Here is a 26,256-nt window from a genome sequence, read left to right as displayed (position 1 = left end):
TAGCCTTTTTATTTTAATACACTATATAGAATCGCGGAGACGCTTACGAGTGTGAAGGATGAATATTTCTATATTTTGCGTTTCCTTTCACCATAAATATCTGGTCTATAACTATTCAACTAACGGTGAAACTGATGAACCTTTATTAAAAACTATTAGAGAATTACATAAGTTCGATATTAATAAATGCAACCGCCGTTACTGTAACGGCGATTTCTTTAATGAAAAACAACACAATATACAATGGGTGGAAGTCTTATCAAAAGAAGCCCTACAAGATTAAAACATAAAACTAAATCCTTTATTGTGAGAAGCTTTATATTTTTGAATTTCCAAAGACAGTGTTTTTTTCAACTGCACTGCCATGAAATCCAAAAAAGGCTGGTTGGTTTCATCATCTTGCGCCTGTTGTAAAGAAAGGATATAATCTGCCCTATCCTCCTTAAAAATCTTAGCGGGGAAAAGATGATAGCAGAATTGAATATAGTTCATCAATAAGCGAGCTGCTCTCCCATTACCATCCACCCAAGGATGAATAGTCACTAAATTGAGGTGAGCATTAAAACTTAATTCGTATTGTTCACGGAACGTTTCCACATTCTTTTGCCGTTCCTGCAACAAGAAACAAAGTTCTTCTACTTTAACAGGTACTTTTTGATAACCCATATAAGAACGCCCACCTACACCAGCCGTAACGCCACACAAACGGAACTCACCTCTGGAAGAATCGAAAGAGCCGCCTATTGTATTATGCCTTCCCCCTGTTGTCCGCATCAAAGTAGCGTTTAACTTCCGCAAGAAAGCAGGAGTTATAACAGTATTGCGTTGCGCTTCCTTTTTAGCAAGCTCGTATGCTTTCTTCAAATCCTCATTCATCAGATGATATACCAACGGCTTTCCTTTAGCTGTTACACCTTCATCGAAAAGAAGCTGTGCATCCATTTCGGTTAGTGTAGAACCTTCAATGGCTGTAGAATGGGTAATAAGAGAATAGAGGTAGTACTTCTCATAGTCCACCGACTGACTGATACCGAGTTGCTGAAACTCCTTATACAGTTCCTCTATTTCCAGCCAAATACCTTTTTCCATAATAGGTTACCTTAATTGTTATTTTTCCCAAAATTACTTCTGATACAACACTTTACCAAGCGAAACGACTACTTTCTTACTATTTTTTTGCAAATGCTGGGAAAATTAGGCAATAAAAAAACGCTAAGTCGATTTGTTGCAATCACTTAGCGTTTTCCGAGTACCCAGACTCTCTGTCATCTCCTTAAAAAAATATCTAACCAAACATCTACCTATTTCAACTCAAATGGTACAGTACCTTTAATATCCCTGGATGAACTACCGATCATTGCCTCAAACTTGCCCGGTTCGGCCACCCATTCGTGTTTAGCATCATCAAAGAAGCTCAATGCTTTCTTATCAATCGTCAGCGTTACCGTTTTCTCTTCTCCCGGAGCCAGTTTCACTTTCTGGAAACCTTTCAACTCTTTGATCGGACGAGGGAGAGAGGATTTCTTATCGCTGATATAAAGCTGAACAACTTCTTGCCCCTCACGGGTTCCTGTATTCTTCACATTGACCGTGAAAGAGATAGTATCATCTACTGTCATTGTTTTCTTATCAGCCGAAGGCTTTCCATAAGCGAAAGTAGTGTAGCTCAATCCGTGTCCGAACGGGAACAGCGGTTTGATTTTTTCTTTATCCGCCCAACGGTAACCTACAAAAATATCTTCCCGATAGATTTCATTAATCGTATCTCCTCTATGTTTAGACTGTGCCAGTTCTTCCTTATTGCCCGGATATTCGCCCAATTTATGAGCCCCTACATCTTCCAGTTTTGCCGGGAAGGTGAAAGGAAGTTTTCCCGAAGGATTGGCGTCTCCCATCAATACGGAAGCAAGAGCAGTTCCAGCTTCCGAACCCAGGAACCAGCCCTGTACAATAGCCGGCACTTCATTTACCCAAGGCATGGCCACAGCATTGCCGGAGATATTGACCACAATCAGGTTTTTATTCACCTTTGCGAGTTCACTAATCACTCTATCCTGTGCGTATGGCAAACCTAAAGAAGCACGGTCCGAATCTTCACAATCCTGATGATTACTCTTGTTCAAGCCACCGAAGAAGATGACATAATCGGCATCTTTAGCCACTTGCAAAGCCTCTGCAAGCAGCTCATCTTCCGAACGGTTGTCTTTCAAGTCCTGACCGGTTTTCACACCGTTATACTCTCCTGTCGGATCGCCCACATACCCACGGGCATATACCACTTCCGCTTGTGAGCCCACACGACTTTTCAGTCCATCCAACGGAGAAATCTCATATTTCACTTTCAAAGAAGAACTACCACCGCCCACAGTCATCATCTTAATGGCATTTTCACCGATAACAGCTATTTTCTTAGCTTTATTCAAATCGATAGGCAGTACGTTATCCTTGTTTTGCAACAATACAACACCTTCTTCACCAATCTTACGTCCGGCTTGCCCGTGTTCGGGAGACCCTAAAGAGCCAAACGGTTTGTGCGGGTCCATTGAAGTACGGAAAATCAGACGAAGGACATTACTAACTTTTTCATCCAATTCTTTTGTTCCTACTTTACCTTCCTTGATTAATTTCAGGTAAGGGAAAGCAAGGAAATAATTATCATAGGCATTTCTCGTTCCGGCAGACAGTCCGTTCGTCCATGAACCAAACTCGAGATCCATGCCATTGTGAATCGCCTGCTCGGTATTGTGCACACCTCCCCAGTCGGACACTACGACACCGTCAAAGCCCCATTCATTACGAAGAATATCTTTAAGCAGGCGTTTGTTATGACAGGCGTGCTCTCCCTGATAGAGATTATAGGAGCCCATAATCGACCATGTGCCACCTTCCTGAACAGCTGCCTTAAAAGCAGGCAGGTATATCTCATAAAGGGCACGATCACTTAATTGTACATTGGTGGTATGACGGTTGAATTCCTGATTGTTCAATGCATAATGCTTCACGCAAGCAGCCACTCCATTCTCTTGCACACCTTTGATGTAAGGAACCACCATTGTGGCAGAGAGGTACGGATCTTCTCCCATATATTCGAAGTTACGTCCGTTCAAGGGTGTACGGTAGATATTCACACCGGGGCCCAACAGAATGTCTTTTTTGCGATAACGCGCCTCTTCACCGATACTTTTCCCGTAAAGATGAGACATTTCGGGATTCCATGTAGCAGCAAGGCACGTTAGTGCCGGATAGGCAATACAGGAATCGTTTGTCCATCCTGCCTGATCCCATTCATCCCATAAGACTTCCGGACGGATACCGTGAGGACCATCAGTAGCCCATACTTCCGGGATACCAAGACGGGGAACGCCTGCCGAACTAAATTTAGACTGTGCATGAATCATCTTTACCTTTTCTTCAAGGGTCATCCGGTTCAACGCATCTTTCACTCGCTCTTCAATAGGCTTACCTGTGTCCAAGTACACCGGCTTCTGCGCAAAAGCAGGCAGTGCAGTCATCACAGACAGGCCAAGTAACATTGCTTTGAATTTCATGTTCATTTATGATATAAGAAATAAGTTCATTCTTTTATTTATATAGACTCTCAAATGGGGGATATTTCCTAGTTGCGGATGAGTTTATTAATATTTATTATACTTATATCCCTTCCGCAACCGGTAATCCTCTGTTTCTATTCTGTTTTTAATGCTACACTGTTCATGCTTTGTGCCAGATTTTCAATCGTTGATTTCGAGCCATCCAACGGAGCATAGATTTCCAGACTGGACTTCAACATTCTTCCATCACAGAGTTTATCAATTTCTTCCTGGTTCATAGCCGAACGGTAGAAGAATAATTCACTGTATTCTCTGCTGTTCGCAGAAGTATTGTCACCAATCGTAAACTTACCAACAGTCAGTTTTTCACCCAGTTCTCCTGCCAGTGCTTTATCAGTATATAGCAGTGTACGTCTCTGAGCATAATAATGGGTCAAGGAAACAACATGCCACTGGTTATCGGTGACACTCACCGCACCTTTTATTTCACCTGTCAATGGAGAATGATATACTACAACTCCGTCCTGAATCTTCAATGTTCCGGTTGCATTGCCGCCATTGGCGAAAGAAGCGATGACTCCATCTGTCGTACCTTTTATTTTGAAGGACAATGTAAACGGATGTACCATATCTTCGGGTGTGAATACCAGCACTTTCTTATCTGCCAGCACATAAGAAGTTCCTGAAACACGTGAAGGTTGCCCCTTGCCTGCATCTATCGCGTCAAACAATGATGGAACCATAGCATAAGTGAACTCACGATGTCCGTCAGTATTTGGATGATAGATATCCGTACCATTCTGATAACCGGTTGCCCAGACACCCTTACCGTCATCTATCGCTCCCAACAGATTGATAGATGGAAGATCCCACTCATGAATCAATAGATTCATCTGTTTCACGTATTCATAGTCGTTTGCATCAAAATCACCACGGGTATAATTGTTCATCATTACAGGATATTTTCCATCTTCACGGGCTTTCTTAATCAAAGTCTGCATATTGTCTTTAAACTGATTATAGATAGCCTGTTGGTCTGTAGCTCCATGAATTCCTTCATTTCCCAGAGAAAGGCCGAAAATCACGTATGCACCACAATCATGAATCAAATCGTTGTAGCGTGCCAATAAGTTAAGTGTATTATTACTGTTAACGGATATTCCGGAGGTATACCATGGCAATTTACTTTCCTGGTTACGGAAACGTTCGTCGAGTAATTCACCGTACATATAAGCATAACCATGATTGCTGGTTGCTCCCTGTCCGTTGGCTACGGAAGAGCCCATTACAGAAATCTTAAAAGGATCGATACCTTCCTCGCCGCAATCAATATAATAGACATATCTACGTAAGTCTAAAGTGATATGATAAGTTCCATGATTCAGGTTGATATCCTCTGTATCATAACCCTGAGTACCCATACCAACCTCATTGGCCGTACCTTTTACACGCTTCATCACATAATCCCAACTCTTGTTCATGGCAAAATTAAAGCGTTCACGGTCACTCACACCAGATATTCCGGTGAGTTTTACTCTTCCGGCCCAGACACCTTTTCCCTGATAAGTCAAAGGCACACTTTTATCTACCGACCATCCGTTTGGAGTGACGCTTCCTACCAGTGCCCACTCTTTTACGGGAAGAATATCATAAGTCTTTCTGGACAAATCGACTGTAATACGGACTGTTCCGGTTGTAGAAGCAGTGATTCCATAATTATTGTCGGCTACTACTCCCGCTTTATACCCCTTTCCTATATTCACAGTCTTGCCATCTTTGGTGGTTCCTCTAAATGAAAGTTCACCGGATTTGAAAGAGGTGTATGCTTCGAAAACATTCGTCAGACTGCCATCAGCAGATACAATATGCATCGGAACTTCCCCCTCTTCCATAGCACTACCGGTCATGGTGAGTGATGTAAACTGATTGGGACGTTCTATATCTGTATATTCTTCTATTTTCAAGGCATTTAACGCAATATAATCGCCGTTCTTTCTTGAAACAGTGAACTTTATATTGCCATCATCATCCGGATAGATAAGTTCCGATTCGCAGATGTTTTTTATGTTTTGGTTGATACCCTCACCTCCGCAGTTAGTTCCCGAAGTCTGCAACTCACCCTGATAAAGATTCAGTCCTGACATTATATAATAAGCCGTACGCGTCTGTGTATTAATCCGGCTACCAAATGCATAAAATTTATATGCTTTTTTCGGATCAAGTTTGCTGAACGTAAAACTGCTATTATTCTCACCAGATTCGATGTAGAAGTAGTCCTCTGTGACAGATGGCACAGCAAAGTCTTTCAGGAGCTCTTTCTGGGGTTCCAGCAGCCCACCTCCGGTACTTTGTCCATTAGTAGAGAAACGATTATTCAAAGTCAACTCATAGTCAACCGAAGTATTCTCCGAGTTTACAAAAGAGGAATAGACTGAATTAACTTTAGCGTAAATCCCATCATTATTAATGATATTATTCCAATAATGCCCATTAACGTCGGGGCTTTGGGTCTGATCTCCCCTACTGGGATTAGTAGCAGTGCCGTTGGAACCAAAGTCAAAGTATAATGTCTGCACCAACACCGGTGTTACTGGTTCGGGTATTTCTATTTCTTCTCCCGGGGACGGGGGTACTATCGGTTCGTCATCATTACAAGAACCGATTGACAGCATTCCGAACAATGCAAATGCCAAGAATATATATTTCTTCATATTTTATTGATCTTATGATTTATGATTCTCAATGATTTATTTCTCAACGTTGGTATATTCCTCTATTTTCAAGACATTCAGTGGAATATAATCACCCTCTTTTCTTGAAACTGTAAATTTGATTTCACCGTTTTCATCCGGGAAAATAACTTCCGAAGCATAAACATTCTGAATATTCTGATTAATTCCTGTTCCTCCACAATTTGTTCCGGCAGCCTGTAATTCGCCTTGGTCCGTATTTTCTCCTGATATGATATAAATAGCTGTACGAACTTGGGTGGCCAATCGACTACCAAATGCATAGAACTTATATCCCTTGTTCTTATCTAAATTAGAGAATGTAAAGCTACTATTGTCTTCACTTTTCTCCATAAAGAAATAATCTCCGGTAGCAGTAGCTACGGCCAAATCATCCAGCAAATCTTTATCAGGTTGTAGCAAACCGCCTCCACCACTTGCTCCATTAATGGTAAAACGAGAATTTAAGGTCAATGCATAAGCTGTTGGAGTGTTCTCCGAATTAAATAAAGAACCATAAACAGTTCCTGCATTTGCATAGTTCCCATTGTTATTGGTAATATTGTTCCAGTAATTTCCATTGTCATCAGGATTTACAGTTGGGTCACCCTTACCAGGACTAGTGGCAGTACTAGAGCCAAAGTCAAAATAAAGTGTCTGAACGACTGTCGGCTCCGGTTTAACTTCTCCATCCGAAATCTTCTTGAAAGATACTACACCTTTATCATTTCCGGCACTCAAATCAACAGTAAGTGCATACGTTGCACCTTCTTCCAAAGGAATCGGCTTGTCATTCCCATCAAGGAGAAGTTCGATATTCTTACTATCCGTAAGGCGGATCAGCGATTTTGTTCCGTCGTCTGCCAGTGTCAATTGACTGAACTCACCTCCATAACCATTCTGGAAGAAGAACTTGGCGCTTATGTAATCGTAGCGGAAACGTTGTCCAAAGACTGAATTATGTTCAGGACCCGTCGTGCCAATAAACTGGTATTTCTTCGAAGAGATTTCCGGCACACAGTAATTACTTCCGGCATCCCAACCAAACTGAAAGTCCATCGAAGGAGAACCGACTCCCCATCCCATTAACCAAAGAGCACCGTGTCCTGCATCAGAAAGACCAGCTTCCTTGTCTCCATCCATACGAGTGATACCAAAATATTTTTGTTTCATATTGGCAACGACACGATACTTGCCATCTACCGGTAAGAAAGTCAACGTTCCATTAGATTCCTTCTTGAAATAATCAGGATTGATCCACCAGCCGTTCATATCTATACCTGTCACCACAATCGACTGTCCCTGTGTAAATGATTTCTGTATGAGATATGTATTTGCATCCTGTGCCGTCATCTTCTCCCCATCAAACAACACATTTACCAACGGAGTAACTTCGTAAGTCAGTGCGTTGAATGTTACTTCATAAGGTTCGGATGCCGTACCGGAAAAAGTAATAGGATTTACATTCTTTCCTTCTGAAAGGAGGTTGTCGTTATCCCAGCCAAAAGTCAGTTCGTTTCCATTCTCACCAACTTTCGGTGTTTTAATATAGGCTTTCAAATCCTGTGGGAATTTACCGGTCACACCATAATTATACAAGGATTTCTTTTTCATCAGATACTCCTCTCCCATCTCGTCCACCAAAGTCACGTAAGGAAAGTCCGGACGGGACAACACGACTTCCTGCTCCATCTCCGTGATAGTGAAATGGATATTTTGAAGTACAAACTTCAAAGTCGCTCTACCGTCGATAACATTGGGATAATATGGAATGAAGACCTTTCCGGTATAATCACTGCCGCTTGTCTTTGTACGGATAACCGTTTCGGACACTTGTTCTTCGCCATAAAAAAGCTTCGCTTTCAACGTAGAAAGAGGCACTTCCACATCAGAAGCCTTAATGGTAAACGGAAGACTGTCACCATAAAGAGCACTTACTTTACCTGCGATAAATTCCATATCCGGATTGCCCGCAAGATATTCGTCATCACTACAGGAATTCATTCCTAGTATTCCTATTAATGCCAGTATGATATAGATACTTTTTTTCATTGTCTTTATCGTTTTAAGGTTCTTATTCCGACTTCGCCCAACGGTAGGAAGTCACTGATTTACCCGGAACATCATAAGCAAAATGACGTTTTCCATCGCTAAAGGTGATTCTCTTTGTCTTTTCGTTATTATTCATCAGGACAAATGCATACGTTCCATCCGGGTTCTCGAAAGCAGAGTACATGATATTGCTGTCAGCGTAACCGGATGCACCAATGCGTACAGCTCCCGGTTTCACTACGCTTGAAAGATGAGCGATGATATAATAATGTGAGTTACGGATAATTGTCTTATAATCGCTATTGCTGATATCCACCGCTCCGTAGCATGTCTGGCAACCACCTTCACGATTAGGAGCACGGTCGTTATCAAGCATCAGATTCCAAACAATCACACCTTTACACCAGTTATTTACTGTGCCTAACGCAACTTCTTTCATATCTTCGAGAAGTCGTTTTGACAAATCACGCCCACTGTTCCAGGTTCCGATAGAGGTTTCTGTGAAAAGAAGTTCCTTTTCCGGATAGGCTTTGTGCATATTCAAAAGTTCTTCGCGGTCACCTCCATAGTTGTGATAAGCAGCTCCGGCCAAGTATTGAGAAGCATCTCCATCTTCATAGATTTTACCTGGATAGTTCTTTTCTGATTCAATGCTGCTATAATCATAGTTATGGTCATAAGCATAGATCTTTGTAGTCAATCCGGCATCCTTGAATTGGGGCCCGAGTGCTGTTTTCACGAAGTCTCTCTGTTCTTCCCAGCTCATATAAAGCGAAGCGGAATTACCACGGTTCAACGGTTCGTTCTGGGGAGTAACAGCATAGATGTCAAAACCTTCGGATTTGAATGCTTGTACCCATTTTACGAAATAAGTGGCATAATCCTGATAATAGGCAGGATTCAACTGGCCGTTTGTCCACGATTCCAGTGGAGTAAGATCTGTGAGGCTTTTCACTTTCATCCATAGCGGACATGTCCAGGGAGCTGCAATGATTTTTATGGAAGGATTGATGCCTAAAATTTCTTTCAGAATGGGCAAGATATAGTTTTTCTCTTCACTCTGCAAAGCGAAATTTTCAATGCCTTTGGTATCGCAGCAGGTATATTCGCTCAATGAGAAGTCCGAGCAGCCAATGGAGATACGGATATAACTAAATCCGAATCCTTTATCGTCAGAGAATGTTTCTGTAAGGAATGCATGACGGTCTGCCGGTTTCATTTGTAAAAGATTGAAACAGGTAGCGCCCGTGATAGCTACTCCAAAGCCATCCATAGTCTGAAACTGTTCAGTCGGGTCCAAGGTAATGGACGTAGGTGCCAGGTTATCTTTCGAACTGAAATTAACAGCATCACGGGTCAGGTCACGAGTCAGACTGTTGGTCGTTGCATAAATAGTCACATCTCCGGTTGGAACGGGTGTTACCGGTTTTTCCGCATCGTCACTGTTGCTGCATGCAGCCAGTATGGTGAAACATCCTAAAAAGGTCAATGCTATATTTCTCATATTTATCATAATCGTAAGTTTCTATGTTTTTGAATTGAATTAATAACCCGGATTCTGGTGAATCTTATCGTTCGCATCGATTACCGATTGTGGAATAGGCAAACGATAGGAAGTTTTATCGAATGCGTAAACCTGTGCTTTGCGTCCCGAATCTTTCGCATACACGGCATTCATCACTTCTTCCACCTTATCCAGACGAACCAGGTCAAACCAGCGCTGTCCCTCGAAAGCCAGTTCCAAACGGCGTTCTTTCAGCAATGCATTGAGCATAGCATTCTTATTTGAACGGGTAGAAGCAGAAAGTGCTCCTAATTTGGCACGTTCGCGAACTTCATCTATAATATCGGCAGCTCCGTCCAAATCCGGTGTATCCTGCATAATCAGTGCTTCTGCTTTCAATAACAGTACATCAGCATAGCGGTATTTGATGATGCTGCTGTTAGCCGAACGGCATTTGTACATAAACGGATAGTTATCAGACGGATAATAGTTACTCCACTTACAATCGTAATAAACCACCGATTCTTTGAAACGAACTTCATCTCCTTCCTTTTTGAAAGCGTTAATCAGGTCACGAGATGGTGTCACCCATTTTGCCCATGTAAAGTTAGTATTCCAATTCACCAAGTCACGACCGAACATCCATGTACACCAGTTACCTGCACCGGGAGTAAATTGTGCTTCGAGAATAGACTCTTTTGTGTTGCGCATCTTTGCATCTGTTCCGGCAGTATTCATTCCAAATAAATCATTGAAATCTTCTACAAGATCGAAACCATCTGCTTTCACTTCATCACAATACCGAATCACTTTCGCATAGTCACGTAATGGTTTCTCTGCATATATCTTAGCTAGCAATGTGCGGGCTACCGATTTAGTAAATAGTGTTTTGTTTCCTGCTGTATTGTCCGGAGCATACAGAACAGCATCCAGTAGGTCCTTTTCAATCTGTTGATAGGCCTCAAGTTCCGTGTTTTGCGCCGGGAAGTATTGCGGATATACCTCGTCTATATTGTCGGAAGTAATATCATCAGCAACGGTAGTTATCACCGGGAAATCGCCCCAAAGACGCACCATATCAAACATCACCATGGCACGGAATATCTTTGCTTCCGCTTTATATTGTGCCCGTTCGGTAGTCGTTAATGCGTTGTCTGTCACTGCGTCAATATTGCAAATCAGGATATTGGCACGGGCAACATCTTCCATATATCGGTTCCAGTCCCGTTCCATCACAGAGTTCGAACCTTCAATGGAGTTATTTTCAAACGGAAGAACTTCTGCTCCCGTAGTACCTGCATAAGCATTATCTGCATGAGAATCTGCAATAAGAAGCAAGTCTACATACCAATGCTCCTGACGGTCGCGCATCTGGTTGTAAATTGTAGTGAGATGCCCTACAACCGCTGCTTTATTTTTAAAAACCACCTTTTCACCAGTATCTGTCATTCCTTCGGTCACATCCGAATATGTATCCACAGGATCATAATCCAGCGAACAGGAAGAAATTCCTAAAAACAAACAGGAAGTGATTCCACAAAATATATATCTTAGTTTCATAATCTTTCCTTTCATTAGAATTCAACATTAATACCAAACATGTATGATTTAGAATGCGGATATGTGCCCCAGTCAATACCTTGCACTGTACCACTATTCCCCCATTGGTTCACTTCCGGATCCATGCCGGAATAACTCGTCCACGTCAACAGATTAGTAGCTGTGAAATAGGGTTGCAAACGGGTTATTCCCCATTTCTTCATCAATTTCCCTTTGAAATTGTATGATAAGGTAATATCCTTAACTCTAAGGTAACTACCGTCTTCCACAAAATAAGTAGAGTTCAATAATTTGAAATTAGCTTTCGGCACATCTGTGATTTGTCCCGGAATCTTCCAACGGTTCAAGACACGGGTAGACTGATTTTTTCCATCATACATACCTTCCGTTTCAATACGTGAAGCATTATAAATATCGTTTCCATAAGAACCCTGGATGAAGACGCTCAAATTAAAGCCTTTATAAGAAAAGGTATTTGTCAGTCCATAGGTAAAATCTGGGTTCGGATCACCAATGTAAGTACGGTCGGAAGATGAAATCTTTCCGTCACCGGTCAAATCACGATACATTAGTTCGCCGGTTTCAGGATCGACACCATCACTGATATAACCAAAGAAACCACCCAAAGCACGTCCAGGTTCATTACGAACTACATGGTCGTTTATCACATCACTTGTCTTTGCATCATAATAAACCTTCTGCAATGCCAACTTCGTCAGTTTGTTACGGTTGAAAGACATATTAAAATCCGTATCCCAGGTAAATGCTCCTCCACGGAAGTTCTTCGAACTGATAGAAAACTCAAACCCTTTATTAGTCATCTCACCCTCATTACGAGCTATTTTAGTAGAACCGGCGGGACCTGCAGGAACCACTGCATTCATCAACATATTCGTCGTTTTCTTGTAGTAATAATCAAGGTTTAAAGTCAACCTGCCATTCAATACCGTCAAATCCAAACCGATATTAGTCTGTGTGGTAGTTTCCCAGGTTAAATCGGGAGTACGCAAATTTGCCTGACTGATAGTAGGAACTGCATTTTCATAATCCGTTGTATCTCCCTCTTCACCTTTTTTGAACCATTGGATGCGACTGATATTATAACGTTGGAGATATGAATAATCTCCCAGTCCCGACTGGTTACCGGTTTGTCCCCAGCCCCCACGCAACTTCAAGTCATCAATCCATGTCAGGTTTTCCATAAACTTCTCCGAAGAAATACGCCATGCCCCAGAGAGCGATGGAAATACTCCCCAACGATGATCGGGATGCAGTTTGGAAGAGCCATCTGCACGCAGGTTGGCTGTCAGCAGGTATTTACTGTCAAAGTTGTAGGATACACGACCGAAGAAAGACATAATTCCCCACTGCGATCCTCCTGTACCTGTGTTATCCCATGCAATCTTATTTGCTGCATTTAATGTCTGTATCAGGTCATTACGGAAATGAGAACCATTTATCCAACTATTAGAATAGTCTGAATCCGTCCATGAAGAACCCGCCATTACTTCCAATCCGTGTTTCTTGAAATTCTTATTGTAGGTCAACACGTTATCAAATGTAAGCACTGTATTCGTATTTCGGTTATCCGAAGCTTCTCCATACTGATTGCGCCCCCAGGAAGTAGAAATCGGGTCTAGGAAAGTCGTATTAATAGCATTACGGCGGTCAATGGTGAAAGTCGATTTGAACTTCAACTCCGGAAGTACAGTAAGCAACACATTACCGGATGCCAACAGGCGGTTTTCCTTATCCTTATTGTTTTTTGCACGTGCCATATTCTCCAACGGATTCGTAATATTACTTACCCCATAAAAATTAGTATAATACTGCTGCGGATTCAAAGGGTTCCAAATCGGGGCAAAAGTTGGTGTATTGATAACAGCCAGCACCACTCCACCACGATTGGAGCCTGTTCCCATCGAACCGCCTCCATTACTGCTATAGTCCGAATAAGAAATATTGGCGCTTACCATCAGCCAGTCACGAATCTGATTCTCGAGATTTACGCGGAAGTTATAACGTTTGTAATAAGAGATATCCAACACTCCTTTCTCATCCAAATATCCGGCAGAAAGATAATATTTAATCTTATCATTGCCATTGGATACAGCCACCTGATAATTCTGTGTCTTCCCGGTAGAATATGTTTCATCAAACCAGTTTGTACGGTCCGGCAATCCATCGGGTAAAGAGACCAATCCGATTTCGTCCTGTAACTCTTTATACTGTGAAGAATTCAGCGATTCCATCTTATCCACTACCTTATTCAATCCGAACTGTGCCGTCAGAGATATTTTGGCCTTTCCCGCCGCTCCTGCTTTCGTCGTTATCAGAATAACTCCATTGGCCCCTCTCGAGCCATAAATAGCAGATGAAGAAGCATCTTTCATAATCTGCATACTCTCAATATCATTCGGAGAAAGGAATCTGATATTATCTACCGGAACTCCATCCACTACATATAATGGATCATTGCTTCCATTCATAGAAGTAGTACCACGCACACGGATAGACATATCCTCACCTGGCTTACCACTAGGACTAATCACCGACACACCGGCCGCTTTACCTTGAATGGCCTGTCCTGCGGAAACAATGGGGCGCATATCCAAGTCTTTCGTGGATACGGAAGAAATAGCAGTCGTCACATCTTTCCGTTTTACCGAACCATAGCCGATGACCACCACCTCGTCGAGCACTTCATTGTCTTCCTGAAGTGTGATTTTCATCTGGCGGGCTGCCTTTACCTCCTGCGATTTGTAGCCCACATAAGAGAATATCAAAATGGCGTTTTGCTGAACGTTTAGTGTAAAGTTACCATCCAGATCGGTAATTGCTCCGTTAGACGTACCTTTTTCCTGTACACTAACCCCGATTAACGGTTCTTTTTGAGCATCCAAAACCTGACCGGATGCTGTTAATTGCTGTGCGGATGCACTCAAAGATAAAAACATTGCCAAGATAGCAAAGAAAATCTTGCGACTCCCCGAAAGGATTTTTCGCCTGTTCTTTTTCATGCGTACTAATTTAAAAGTTAATAATAAAGTTCGTCTGCAATGGAGCTATTCTCATTGCTTTCGAAGCACAGGTCAAAAGTATAAAGAAATTGAGGCGAGCTAACAAGGAGGGGTCAATAAGTGGATTACCCAAAATGACAATCCATTTATTACCAGCAATTTGCGCACAATAAGTATCTCCAAAAAAGTGGTTAGTTTACAGTCTTAGTTAGCGAATCTTCCGTACTAAATCTTCAAAATCCTCTCTCGACCCACGGGCTTTGTTCTTCACTTTCGCCCGGTAATTATAAATTGTATTCACTGAATAACGAAGAAACTCCGCAATTTGTGAACTATCCTCAATGCCTAAGCGTATCAAAGCAAAAATTCGTAGTTCGGTATTCAGCAACTCATCTTTTTTCAATACAATCTGCTCATTCTCCTGTAAGAGGTCATTGAACTTTTTCACAAAATCGGGGAAGAGATGCAAGAAAGCAGTATCAAAGTTCGCATATAACTCTTCCAGTTCTTCATCAAGAGCATCCTGCGAACGCGTTATCTTTAATAACTCTGCAATCTGTCCGGCAGATACTTTCTTATTCACCATACGCCGATAAGCATCCAGCCGATTGATATAGGTAGAACACAGCTTGATAAAACGGGCAATATACTCTTCCTTAATCTGATTAGACTCCGAAAGTTCGATATTGGTAGAAGACAGACAGCTATTCATTTGCCTCAATTCCTCATTCAATCCATTCAGCTGTCCGTTAGCCACCTGGAGATGATTTCTTGCATCCGCCAGCTTTTTCATCTGACGGTAGATATAGCCTAAAGCTACAATCAATAGCACCAATAATGCGGTGATAAGCAGTAGATTCTGTTGCAAACGGTCATTCTGTTTTTCAATCATAGCTTGGTAGGTCTTGTCAATCAACGAAAGCACATCCGCACTCTGCCAGCTACGCAGGCGGGCATTATAGAATTTCGTCGCATTCCAGGAAAAACGCATATATTGATATGCCCGTTCCATATCACCATCTTCGTAAAGCAGTTGGGCAAGCATCCATAACGAGGCATGGTCCTTAATGGCAGAACGAATATCGGATATGGCAGAAAGACAAAGATTCTGTTTCTCTCCCAGATTATCATTACTATACTTATAAATCAAAGAGCGATGGTAAGTGACCAATGCATACTGTGGAGTATTCACTTCTGTTTCCGCCAGCCGGAGGTCATTCACTTTCAGGGCTTCCTCATACTGATGCTGGTCACGAAGCAATGCTTCGCGCATCATCAGATATTCTTCCGATTCAGGGGGCAATATAGCATATAAAGAATCTTTATATGCCTGCGAAATGGTCCAGTAATGTCCTGAAAGAGTTTTATCCTGGGTATAAACGCTCAATTCGCCATACACATGGTCAAAGCAAGTGTAATAATCAGCTATTAAACGGGATACGACTTTCTGCCGGTCTACCGATTCTAAAACATCAATAGACTCCGTGTACATTCCCGTTGAAGATAATAATAATGAAAGCTGCAACTGACTTTCTATCTTCCGGTCTATATCATGCAAGCGCTCCGCAATCCGTATATTTTCATTCAAATAATGGATTGCAGAGTCGCAAATAAAGGCTTTATATTCTTTGTATATCTGACTGTTCAGGTTATAATATTCCACAGAATTAACTTCTATTCCGTGTGTCAGTTCTTTAAGATGTCTGATACGTGATTCACGTTGAACCACATAAGTCTCATGCTCCCGAATCGTCAAATCAAGTACATTCAACAGCGAGTCCAGGGTCTTATCAGCCCAGGTATATAGTGGAAAAGAGAGAAGTAGAAGAAACAACAGGTACTTTTTTTTCATCGGAGTATTAAACTTTAATAGAAGATTACAAGACTAATAAAGACAAATGTAGAGAAAATCTTCGTATTTTAAAGAATAAAACAGATAGAAATTAAAAGTACATCTATTATACTATTCCACTAATTACTGTAAATAACAGCTGGTTACACTTTGCTTATCCCTATAAAACAGTTTTGCTTTTACAACAGCAGACTGACAGGTTATAGGAGCCTCCCATAACATCGAATCAATCGTCGGTTCAGTCCCATCCGTCGTATAACGTATCTGTGCTCCTTCGATAGGAGTATTCGCATACAGAAGTTGGTCTCTGACGAAAAGTCCGGGATGAGGTAAACGGAAGTTTACCCCTATCCGGCTCCAATAAGGCATTTCCTTTACACTGATTTTCTCATAAAATAGTGCCAGATCCCGGTCAAAAGCCTGTTGCTCTGCTGCTCCGGAGAGGACTTCCCAATCCGGATGCGCATTCCAGCCACGTTCTACCAGTCCCATCACTTTAGGGAACATATAATATTCTACCCATTGAAATCCTCGAATTGTTTCGGCAAACAATTGAGCCTGTACGCCTTTTATCTGTTTCCTGCCGGATGCAGTCAATGCCGTTTTTCCTTTTCCTGCGGAACTGATCTCAACCGGATTACCCGCCATATCCGTACGGGAGGAACGATAGACATCGAACGGAAGCATGGAAAATGCTTTGGATTCATCCACGTATCCACCCCAGAAATGTCCCGGTTCATCGGGATGAGCATCATAAGCCAAATCCAGATAGAAATTATTCACATTGCAGAGAATAACCGGATAACCGTTGTTGGCTATCTGATAAGGAATTTCATCCTCTTTCCACTCAGGAACAGTCTTCCACGAATTGATACCGGCTGCGTGTTGAGACAAATAAGTATGAGTATCTTTCTTATGCCCCAAAGCTACTTCTTGCCAACCATTAAAGGATAAATTATGCTGTTGTAAACAATCAACCACCCGGGTAATGAAATATTCGGCCAAATCATGTGCCTTTTCCATTCCCTGTTCTTCCATGAGCGTTCTGCATAAGGGTGATCCCATCCATGCCCCTTTAGCCACCTCATCACCGCCTAAATGAATGGTGGTCAGTGGTGCATCCGCTTCCTTATACATGCTCACTATTTCCTGAATCACCTTCTCCATAAAACGGTAAGTGGAAGGTAAGGCTACATTCATAACATTATCCGTATAGGCCTGTGCGGAAACATATCGGGAAGTATCCTGCAAATTACTCAAAAGATATTCCTTCGCCTTCTCCGGGTCTGTATCGATGTATTTCTGATAACGTGCATTCATTGCTACAATCGCCGCACGCGCATGGCCGGGAGATTCTATTTCCGGAATTACCTGCACATGTCTTTCGGTTGCATATCGCAATAAATCAATGAATTCCTCCCGGGTATAATAACCATTTCCCGATGTAGCGGCACACGGATCATATCCACCATCATAAGCCGGATACAACCAATCTTTTTCATCGGTAGTATGTCCTCGTCGTGATCCGATGGCAGTCAGTTCTTCTAACCCCGGAATTTCCAGTCGCCAACCTTCATCATCCGAAAAATGGAACTGAAGCACATTCAGTTTATAAGAAGATAGAATATCAATCAGTTTCTTCAAGTGATCCACCGTTGTATAATTCCGGGCAATATCCAACATCTGTCCCCGATATAATAAATCCGGATAATCCTTTATAGACATTGCTTCCAACCGGAACGGGCTTTTCTGCCCTTTCAGTAACCCCAACAGGGTCTGCGTTCCGTTAAAAATGCCATGTGGAGTAGTAGCGCTAATCCTTATCTGCTGACTGTCAATACTCAACTCATAATATTCCTCATTAACTGCTTTCTTCTTGTCAGAAAGGTAATTCAGAGTAATGGTTACCGGAGCTTCCGGCACTACTTCCAAGCCATACCATCCGGAAAGTTTCTCTTTTAGCAGTTTTCCCTCATTGGCAAAATCCTCATGGAAAGTCAAAGTTAGTTGCTTATCTAATAAGATATTACCTCCGGTAGTAACCACCTTTTTTATGGAAGGTATTATATCCGTTGAATGAAACTCCGGAGTAACTGCATTGTTCAAACGAAGGTTTGTTTCATACGTTTTCCGAGCAATCGTTCTTTGCCATTCCGTCATAAGTAATGGTATGTTATTCAATGTTACAGGAAGTGGCTTACCTTTCGATGCTCCCGACTGGCTCACCCAGTAGCTTCCTTCGGGCGCATGCGAATTCTTTGGCACTTCCCCATCACACTGGAAAATCACTTTCAATGAATCTCCCGGAGCTAATGAGATAAATCCCTCTCCCGGATACATTTTAAAAAGAGTTGCATTCACTTGCTCCACTCTAACCGGTGACGAAGCATCCTGCCGGATAGTACGGGGAAACTGCGAATAATAAATCTCCCATTCTTTTCCTACAGGAGTATCTGATATATTCTTCAGTACAAATGAATTTTCATAATATTTACCATTCTCATCGTAGTTTCCCATCTCCCAAGTTAAAGAAACCGGAGCTCCCGAATCATTCGTCGATTTACAACCGCCTGCAAAGAACAGGATGCACAGCCACCCTACTGTCCATAAAGAAAATTTTATATCATTCATAAATTTAGTCTTAGTGATTAGTCATGCCACCCTTTACTTCTCAAATAATTGAGCATAAAAGCCGGACTGTCTGTTTGAAGGATTCGTGCTCCCAACTTGTTTATCAGATACCCATAACTAGCATCCGGATCTTTCTTTGCAGCCTCATCATCATGCCCGCCTGCCAGAGAAGCCCACAAAGTATTATACCAGATCAGACTTTTCCCTGCCAGTCTGCGTTCCATTTTGGCAGGTACCGGGCTAGAAGCATTTCTGTAACAAAGCTCAAAAGCAACCGGATGCAACTGTTCCATATAATCCTCGACAACCTTCATCGATTTTTCCTCATCAATCGTTACGACAGGCATATAGATCACCTTATCCAGATAAGAGCCGAACTCTCGCTTCACCGTCTCCACCGGTTGAGCACCTTTCATTATAACTAAATCAGCAGTATCGGTTTTTCTCAATATAATATATACATCATCAAAAATAGGATAGGCCTTATCCAGATTAACCATAATCTGACCTTTGGCTGCCAACAATGCTTCTTCCAAAGTAGGAACAGTATATTCCGTTAACTGACCATCCTTGTCTTTCAACCGGAGTTGCTTTATTTCAGCCAACGTTTTATCTTTTACTTTTCCTGTACCATTAGTAGTACGATCTACCGTATCGTCATGCATGAGAACCAGCTCACCGTCTTTCGTCTTACGGATATCTATCTCTACAATATCCACTTTCATCTGAATAGCACTATCGATAGCCGCCAAAGAGTTTTCGGGGGCAATACTCCAATTTCCGCGATGCGCCACCACTAAAACCTTATCTAAGTGTGGATTCAACACATCTTTGCGAATGAGCTCCGCCCGTTGTGCAGCCAGGAAACCTGGCTGCAGACAGAGCAGTAACAAAAGCACTATAACCTTGCTTTTCTTCATATCTTTCATTTGTTATTTAATCTTCTTACTTCATTCAATACCTACTATATTTTGGCCACAGTTACAACCCTGCATCATAAGCACCAGCCTGCATCTTGTTGACATTACGGGTTGCTCCACGCTGGTCTACTCCAAAGCCGGCTTCACCAACCCAGTCTACAAATTGCTGTCCCACAGTTGCATCAAAGGATTTCACTGCATTAATCACAGCCTGCCAGGTTGCAAATTCGTCAATAACACCGGTCACAGTCCATTGATAAACGCCATCCGTTAAAGTAGCAGCAGGAAGAGTTTGAGATGAATAATCCGTATCCGTAGCAACTGCTCCCCAACCGGCATCTGCCGCCTGATATACATTGTATCCACCGGAAGTGATATTACCCGCATAAATAGTTCTGTTTCCGGCTCCTTTGGCAAATAAAGAGTTGACCACAAGAGAAGCATTTTTCCCTGCACGGAAGACACCATTCGGATTGCCCGAATTTCCAACAATCGTAGTATTGGCAAGCATAAAGTAGGCATCTCCGTTGACAGTGATACTATTTCCTCCTGTAGCTGCCGTGCCAAGTACAGTTACATTATTCATGCAGACATATCCATTTCCGGCATGAATACTAGTTCCCCAAGCGGTTGGTGCATAATTCTCATGCAACAAGCAATTATTCATAAACAGGAAGCTGTTTGCTGCGGTAGTAGTGATGGCTCCTCCACGCCCTGTCGCTTTATTGCTCACCATCTCCACCTGATTTAACAAGACTCTTCCTTTTGATACTTTAACGGCTGCTCCACCATCGCTTCCACCATCGCTTCCGCGATTGAAATTCTTTATGACACAATTATTCAGTTGCAGGGTTGCGTCACCTCCACCTGCCGCAACAAACACGGCACGAACACTTCCTGCATCACTCAATCCATATTGTCCATTGAAAGTACAGCCATCGAAAATAATATTTGTCTGATTACCCAATACTAATAAAGAGTTGGACGTCGCAGATGCTCCACTACTGGTATTTCTGACGAAAGCAGTCGTGTATTTAGCAACGTCACGTTTCGTTAAATCCGTTCCCGTGCTTAAAGGATTATATCCGCCTTCAATCGTTATTTCCACTTGCTTACTATAACCGCTATATTCTATCTTCACTCCGGAGTTTTCTTTCGCAATCTCATAAGAGCCCGCAGCTACATAAATCTTTTTACCATCTAGTTTGGCTGCATTAGCATTGGAAATTTCACTGTTACTATTCGTTTGCAATAAGTTGCGTAATGCATCTACTCCCATTGCATTATCCCAATCCATACCGGTTGCATTTCCGGCAGGTTGCCCTTTCACATAGTAAGCGGCCAGTTGCAGTTCTTCCGCATCTCCGCCCGGCAAAGTACCGCTATCCCACGGAGAAACAATCGGCTCACTGATAGTTATGATCGAGCCTTCCACTTTTAATGTGAATTCATAACACTTTCCAGATTTCAGTTCCGGTATACCGGGCAGCACCAGATCTTCGCCCAAATAGTTTAAGGAAACAAAGGTAGCAGTTGTCCCGGCTTTTCCAGGAGCCACAATGGCAGTATACGTACAACCATCCTGTCCTGCCTTACCACCTTCGGGAACTGTAATGAAGGGGGATATTAAAGAAGTACCCGATACCACTTCCCCGTTTGTATATCCCTGATAGGAACCAATCTTTACTCCCTGAACCTTAGCTTGTCCGCCTACATCTGCAAGCGTCATAATCACTTTTGCCATTTTCCGGTTCATACCCAGACGAAGAATACGGGATCCGTCGTCCGTTGCATTCTCTACGGTACACGTCATATAATCGGCCTTAGCCAGGTTTTCCAAACGTTGCTGGTTTGTGGGAAGTGTAAAATTAGCCGTACTGGCTCCGTTCACTACCGGATAAAAAGCCGAATAAGTTACCGGTTCCTCCCCCCATCTTAAATAATAATTATCGGTCGGCACCCATTTTCCTTCCGAAAGTACATAATTCAGATATCCATCCTCACAACTTAACTGAATTTCATCACCCTCATTAAATTGTTTCTGCTGATCTCCCGTTGCACCGGGATTACTACGTGTAAAGACGGTATTAATAGCAGCTTCAATCTGAATAGCACCGGAATCTTCACTATACACAGCTATATCCTTATCCGTATCACAAGCCGCCATACCCATCAACAAATAGACAGCCAATATCAGTTTTGTAATCTTCATAGTTTATCTCCTCTTTCTTTAATTCCGGTCGATAAGTTGTCCGGTTGCCCAATTTCTGGCCATCTTACCAGCCAATCGGACAGTTGTGTTTACATTGAGAGTCAAAGTATGTTCCACTCCTTTTTCCAATTCAATGGCTTCCTTTGCAGTCCAGATATACAGTTTTCCGTCATAGCTGAAGTTCACAGAGAAGCCCTCTGCTATTTTTTGTGGAGGCAGAATACATTCGCAAGATTCCGTCCCTTTATAGGGAGCCACAGTAGCCACCACGGCATCTGGCGCAGGAACAACCATCGGAACGGTTGCCGACATATCACAAATTCCATTAACAACAGCCCCATTGATAGACATATCCCCTAACTTATTCATTGCAGCATCTGCCGTTCCATTGACTGTGATTTTTATAATCAGCTTGCTCATGGCATGACTCAAAGAGATTTTCAGCTTTCCATCCGCAGTTAAATCCTGCTCTGGGTCGACTGTTGCTTTCATCAACAAAAAATCGGAGGACTTCACATTCTCTTCAGTAGCCTGGTTGGTAAGAGCATTAACTGCCAAAGAAGCATCCGGAGCGGCTTCACTCATATAAGGCGCATACGCTATCATCGTCACCGGCGTTCTTTCCGCATCCCAAAGCATCTGCTGACCGTCGGACGTACTCCAGGCACTTCCGGAACCAACCATTTGCTTATGATAGTTATAAGCAGCATTCTCGCTATTCCGGATCATCAATCCGAAACGTTCCAGATTCGTTGCATCATACCCTGCACGCGACAAAGGTTCATTTACTTCTGTAATGATACGGATTACATGGTCTTCGGGGAAACTACCCGTTGACAGTAATTCATCCTCAATATTTGAGCATCCGGCTAGTCCGACGCCCAAGGCTATTATATAAAATATCTTCTTCATGTTACAGTCGTTTTAGGGTTTAATTGGTCAGAACAGCATCATAAGCACCGGCCTGCATCTTATTCACATTACGAGTCACTCCCCGCTGGTCTATTCCGAAAGCATCTTCACCGATCCATTCCACAAACACTTCTCCCAAATTAGTAATAGGCGAAGCCACCGGGTTAAAGCTTTTCGCAACTTCTATCACCGCCTGCCTGGTAGCATATCCTTTTACCGAACCAATCTGATTGAGATCCCACACATACACTCCCTCCTCATTCAGCGCACCGTTCACCTGATTAGGATAAGCCGTATCGGAGGCACTCATCGTTATCCCCGTCACACGCTGATACACATTATATCCCTTCGAGAAAGCCTCAAGATTACTACCATTCAGATTAAAACTCGGAGCCGAAGGATTTTCAGAGATCAACAGATTATTAATAAACTTCGTATCACCGCCAACTCCCGTCTCACAGCGTACAGCCCCATGACTATCATTCGCATTTCCAATGATTGTGTTATTAGTCAGCAGTATACTACCTCCTCCATTCAAAGCGGCACCTGTCCCCATATTCTCTATCAGCGTGGTATTGTTTATACAAATATGTCCTTCCGACATCTGAATACCATTTCCCCACGAACCGTTATGAGAATTACCTTTCAGCAGACAGCCATTCATAAATACCACCGCCGTCTTGCTACTACAACGAACAGCTCCTCCACGACCTGCAGCTGTATTGTCCAATAAGCTTACCTTATTCAATCGCACCTGTCCCGACAAGACAAAAACAGCCGGGCCACCCTGCTTGGCAGAAGTCGTTACTCCCGACTTGCAATCTCTAATCACACAATCGATCAACTCAATAGAAGTATCACTGGCACTGCCACTCACATAAATTCCACTACCACATTCGGTAGCACTGGCATCTGCTTCAGATACATATCCATACTGAAAAGTAACCCCTTCAATAGCTATATGTCCTTTCTTGACAAGCAACAAACCACAATCACCGGCATCCGCCTGCTTATTTCCGTTCACATCACCACTGATGACTGTCACATACGCATCTATATCACGTGCCGAAACATCCGTTCCTTCACTAAACTGGCTATATCCGCCCTTAATCGCTTTGACATCCTTGCGAACGATTACACCAAGCCCACTCTCTTCGGACATTATATATTTTCCCTGACTCATATAAATCGTACTCTTGGAGAGATCAATTGAACCGCTCAACAACTTACGGAAGCCAGCCGCATCCAGCGCCTGTTCCCAAGAACTGCCATCCATCTCACCTTCACCGAATTGAGTCACAAAGTAACTCTCCAATCCTTTCTGCATAATCACTTCTTCGTCCAGATCGTCATCGTAATCCGTCATCATAGGCGGGTCTATCATCTCATAATCTTCCTGGCATCCCTGTGCCAACAGAATCATGAAAGCCAGCATACATAGCTTCGATATTATGAATAATCTATTTTTCATTTTCTTTCTTTTTTAACTTGTACATTAGATAAGAATAATCACAAATTCACCGATTTCACCGGGAAATATCCGGATAACCGGGATTCTGTTTCAGATATTCATTCTGTTCCAGTTGCGTCTGCGACAAGGGGAACAATTCATAATGATCGTCTGCATCCCGTGGTTTATCCCACCATGCTTCCTGATACCTGTCAAAGCGGATCAGATCTGTACGCCGACGACTTTCCGCCAGAAATTCCCGTCCCCACTCATCCAACATTTCTTTCAGATCAAGCATAACGTTACCTTCCGGCTGATAAGCGATATTTGCTGTAAAGTTTTCGTAGTTGCGTTTACGTACGCGGTTCAGCAACTTGCCAGCCTCACCCGCCTGTCCGAGACGGAGAAGACATTCAGCCTGCGAATAAATAATCTCGGCCAAACGAATCTCCGTGTAGTCAGACTCGATATAATAACCTCCAGTAAACGGATAGAAAGGATACTTCACACAGTAAAGTCCTGAATTGAAATCACCATTGCCTAACTTGGATTCCTTATAAGCCGGATTAGAAATATAACCTGACTCTGCATTTCCCTCAAATCGTCCGACCTGGTCACGCAAATAAATCACATATTGATTATCCGGGTTCTTGGCATATCCTCCACTGACAGCAGAGTTGGCAATCTTACCTTCAAGAAAGAACATACCTTCGCGTGTGTTATTACCCGTGTTTATATATTGCTTATATCGTATATCTCCCTGATATTTAGCAAACTTCCGGGTAACCATTCCCAAGCTATAATCAAACAGTTCGCGTGGTTGCTGGTTGTCATAACTCGGTGAAAGCGCATATTTTGGATTCCGTTCGCCATTTCCTTCTATCTTCAGGTAATACGCACTGCCATAAGGCAAACCACGGCCGTAAACCGTTCTTCTGTCATTTTGCAGATGCCAGCTGGTCAGTCCATAAGAACCGGGGAAACCAAAGATTACCTCATTGCACATTTCATTATTCCAATCGAAAGGTGCATACCAATTATCAGCAATTGCATAATATCCAAACTCTCCCCCAGTGATACGTTTACACATATCGATACATTCCTGCCATTTGGCCTGGCCGATCCATACTTCTGCATTCAGATAAAGACGTACCAATAAAGATGCCGCAGCAGCTTTGGTAAACTGTCCCTGCTGGCTGCCATTGCCGGATTGTCCACTCTTGGAGGGTAAAGCTGTCAGACAGTAGTCTTTCAATTCACTTTCGATGAAATCGAACATCACCTGCGGAGAAACTTGTTTCCGATTTTCCGGTAGTTCGTTCACTGCCTGATCCGACGTGGTCGTTAGAATGCAGTTGCGATGTGTATTCAACAGACGGAGATAACCCCAGGCACGCATACAACGCAGCTGTGCTTTAAAACTTTCAAATTCACTGTCGCTTAAACCAAAATTAGACGGGTTCAACTGTGCCAAGTCATCTAATACCATATTGCATTGACCAATGCCTACATAAAAGTTGTCCCATTCACTCAACCAGTCCCCTTGATTGATATCATCATATTGATGACGATGATACATTTCCCACAGTCCTCCATCGTACCACCAAGTACCGCGAGTAGGAGTAATCAGTTGGTCCGCCGGTAGCTCTTCATTCTCATGACGTATCCAGATGCAGCAGTACATGTGTTCAAAAGGACGGAAGACAGCGTTGATAACATCCTGTTTCGTGTTATAATAGTTCTTGGACATCACCTGGTCATACACCGTTTCCGACAGATCAGTACAAGACGGTAGGCCTAACACTGTACCTGCCATCATACCCAATCCTATAATATATTTTGTTATTCTCATAATTGTTTTTC

At 42.6% G+C, this 26,256-nt stretch carries 14 protein-coding genes; all 14 read right to left on the bottom strand.

Going from position 1 to position 26,256, the window contains the following annotated elements:
* Nucleotides 1-279: 279 nt before the first annotated feature.
* Nucleotides 280-1,089: a Fic family protein gene (locus tag DXB58_RS14770; protein WP_122137358.1), complete on the bottom strand. Its 810-nt coding sequence runs from the start codon at nucleotides 1,087-1,089 to the stop codon at nucleotides 280-282.
* A gap of 212 nt (nucleotides 1,090-1,301) precedes the next feature.
* Nucleotides 1,302-3,554 (bottom strand): glycoside hydrolase family 3 C-terminal domain-containing protein, encoded by a 2,253-nt coding sequence (locus DXB58_RS14765; RefSeq protein ID WP_122137357.1) that lies wholly within the window; start codon nucleotides 3,552-3,554, stop codon nucleotides 1,302-1,304.
* Between the two features lie 131 nt (nucleotides 3,555-3,685).
* On the bottom strand, nucleotides 3,686-6,262 hold the full coding sequence (locus DXB58_RS14760) for a GDSL-type esterase/lipase family protein (RefSeq protein WP_122137356.1): 2,577 nt from the start codon (nucleotides 6,260-6,262) through the stop codon (nucleotides 3,686-3,688).
* A 36-nt stretch (nucleotides 6,263-6,298) separates the two neighbouring features.
* Nucleotides 6,299-8,332: a DUF5016 domain-containing protein gene (locus DXB58_RS14755; protein ID WP_122137355.1), complete on the bottom strand. Its 2,034-nt coding sequence runs from the start codon at nucleotides 8,330-8,332 to the stop codon at nucleotides 6,299-6,301.
* 22 nt (nucleotides 8,333-8,354) lie between these two features.
* Entirely contained in the window at nucleotides 8,355-9,845 is a 1,491-nt protein-coding gene (locus DXB58_RS14750; RefSeq protein WP_074558819.1) for a glycoside hydrolase family 30 beta sandwich domain-containing protein, read from the bottom strand.
* Between the two features lie 30 nt (nucleotides 9,846-9,875).
* On the bottom strand, nucleotides 9,876-11,411 hold the full coding sequence (locus DXB58_RS14745) for a RagB/SusD family nutrient uptake outer membrane protein (protein ID WP_199487972.1): 1,536 nt from the start codon (nucleotides 11,409-11,411) through the stop codon (nucleotides 9,876-9,878).
* Complete coding sequence (locus DXB58_RS14740; RefSeq protein WP_122137354.1) at nucleotides 11,411-14,416, bottom strand: TonB-dependent receptor; 3,006 nt, start codon at nucleotides 14,414-14,416, stop codon at nucleotides 11,411-11,413. Before DXB58_RS14740 ends, DXB58_RS14745 begins: the two co-directional genes overlap by 1 nt.
* Before the next feature lie 208 nt (nucleotides 14,417-14,624).
* Nucleotides 14,625-16,268 carry a DUF6377 domain-containing protein gene (locus DXB58_RS14735; protein WP_122137353.1) on the bottom strand — a complete coding sequence of 548 codons (1,644 nt, stop codon included), beginning with the start codon at nucleotides 16,266-16,268 and terminating at the stop codon, nucleotides 14,625-14,627.
* A 123-nt stretch (nucleotides 16,269-16,391) separates the two neighbouring features.
* Nucleotides 16,392-18,899, bottom strand: coding sequence for a family 20 glycosylhydrolase (locus tag DXB58_RS14730; RefSeq protein ID WP_122137351.1), 2,508 nt, complete (start codon nucleotides 18,897-18,899; stop codon nucleotides 16,392-16,394).
* A gap of 17 nt (nucleotides 18,900-18,916) precedes the next feature.
* Nucleotides 18,917-19,819, bottom strand: coding sequence for a glycerophosphodiester phosphodiesterase family protein (locus DXB58_RS14725; RefSeq protein WP_199487971.1), 903 nt, complete (start codon nucleotides 19,817-19,819; stop codon nucleotides 18,917-18,919).
* Between the two features lie 61 nt (nucleotides 19,820-19,880).
* Nucleotides 19,881-22,031, bottom strand: a complete 2,151-nt coding sequence (locus tag DXB58_RS14720) for a fimbrillin family protein (protein ID WP_122137347.1) — start codon at nucleotides 22,029-22,031, stop codon at nucleotides 19,881-19,883.
* An 18-nt stretch (nucleotides 22,032-22,049) separates the two neighbouring features.
* Nucleotides 22,050-22,943: a fimbrillin family protein gene (locus DXB58_RS14715; protein WP_122137345.1), complete on the bottom strand. Its 894-nt coding sequence runs from the start codon at nucleotides 22,941-22,943 to the stop codon at nucleotides 22,050-22,052.
* A gap of 19 nt (nucleotides 22,944-22,962) precedes the next feature.
* On the bottom strand, nucleotides 22,963-24,414 hold the full coding sequence (locus tag DXB58_RS14710; protein WP_122137343.1) for a right-handed parallel beta-helix repeat-containing protein: 1,452 nt from the start codon (nucleotides 24,412-24,414) through the stop codon (nucleotides 22,963-22,965).
* A gap of 55 nt (nucleotides 24,415-24,469) precedes the next feature.
* Entirely contained in the window at nucleotides 24,470-26,245 is a 1,776-nt protein-coding gene (locus DXB58_RS14705; RefSeq protein ID WP_122137341.1) for a RagB/SusD family nutrient uptake outer membrane protein, read from the bottom strand.
* Nucleotides 26,246-26,256: the final 11 nt, after the last annotated feature.

Origin of the sequence: Bacteroides sp. OM05-10AA (assembly GCF_003439055.1) — a bacterium.
GTDB lineage: Bacteria > Bacteroidota > Bacteroidia > Bacteroidales > Bacteroidaceae > Bacteroides > Bacteroides intestinigallinarum.
The sequence above is the reverse complement of the archived record's forward strand: the minus strand, read 5'-3'. Positions and strand labels throughout refer to the sequence as shown.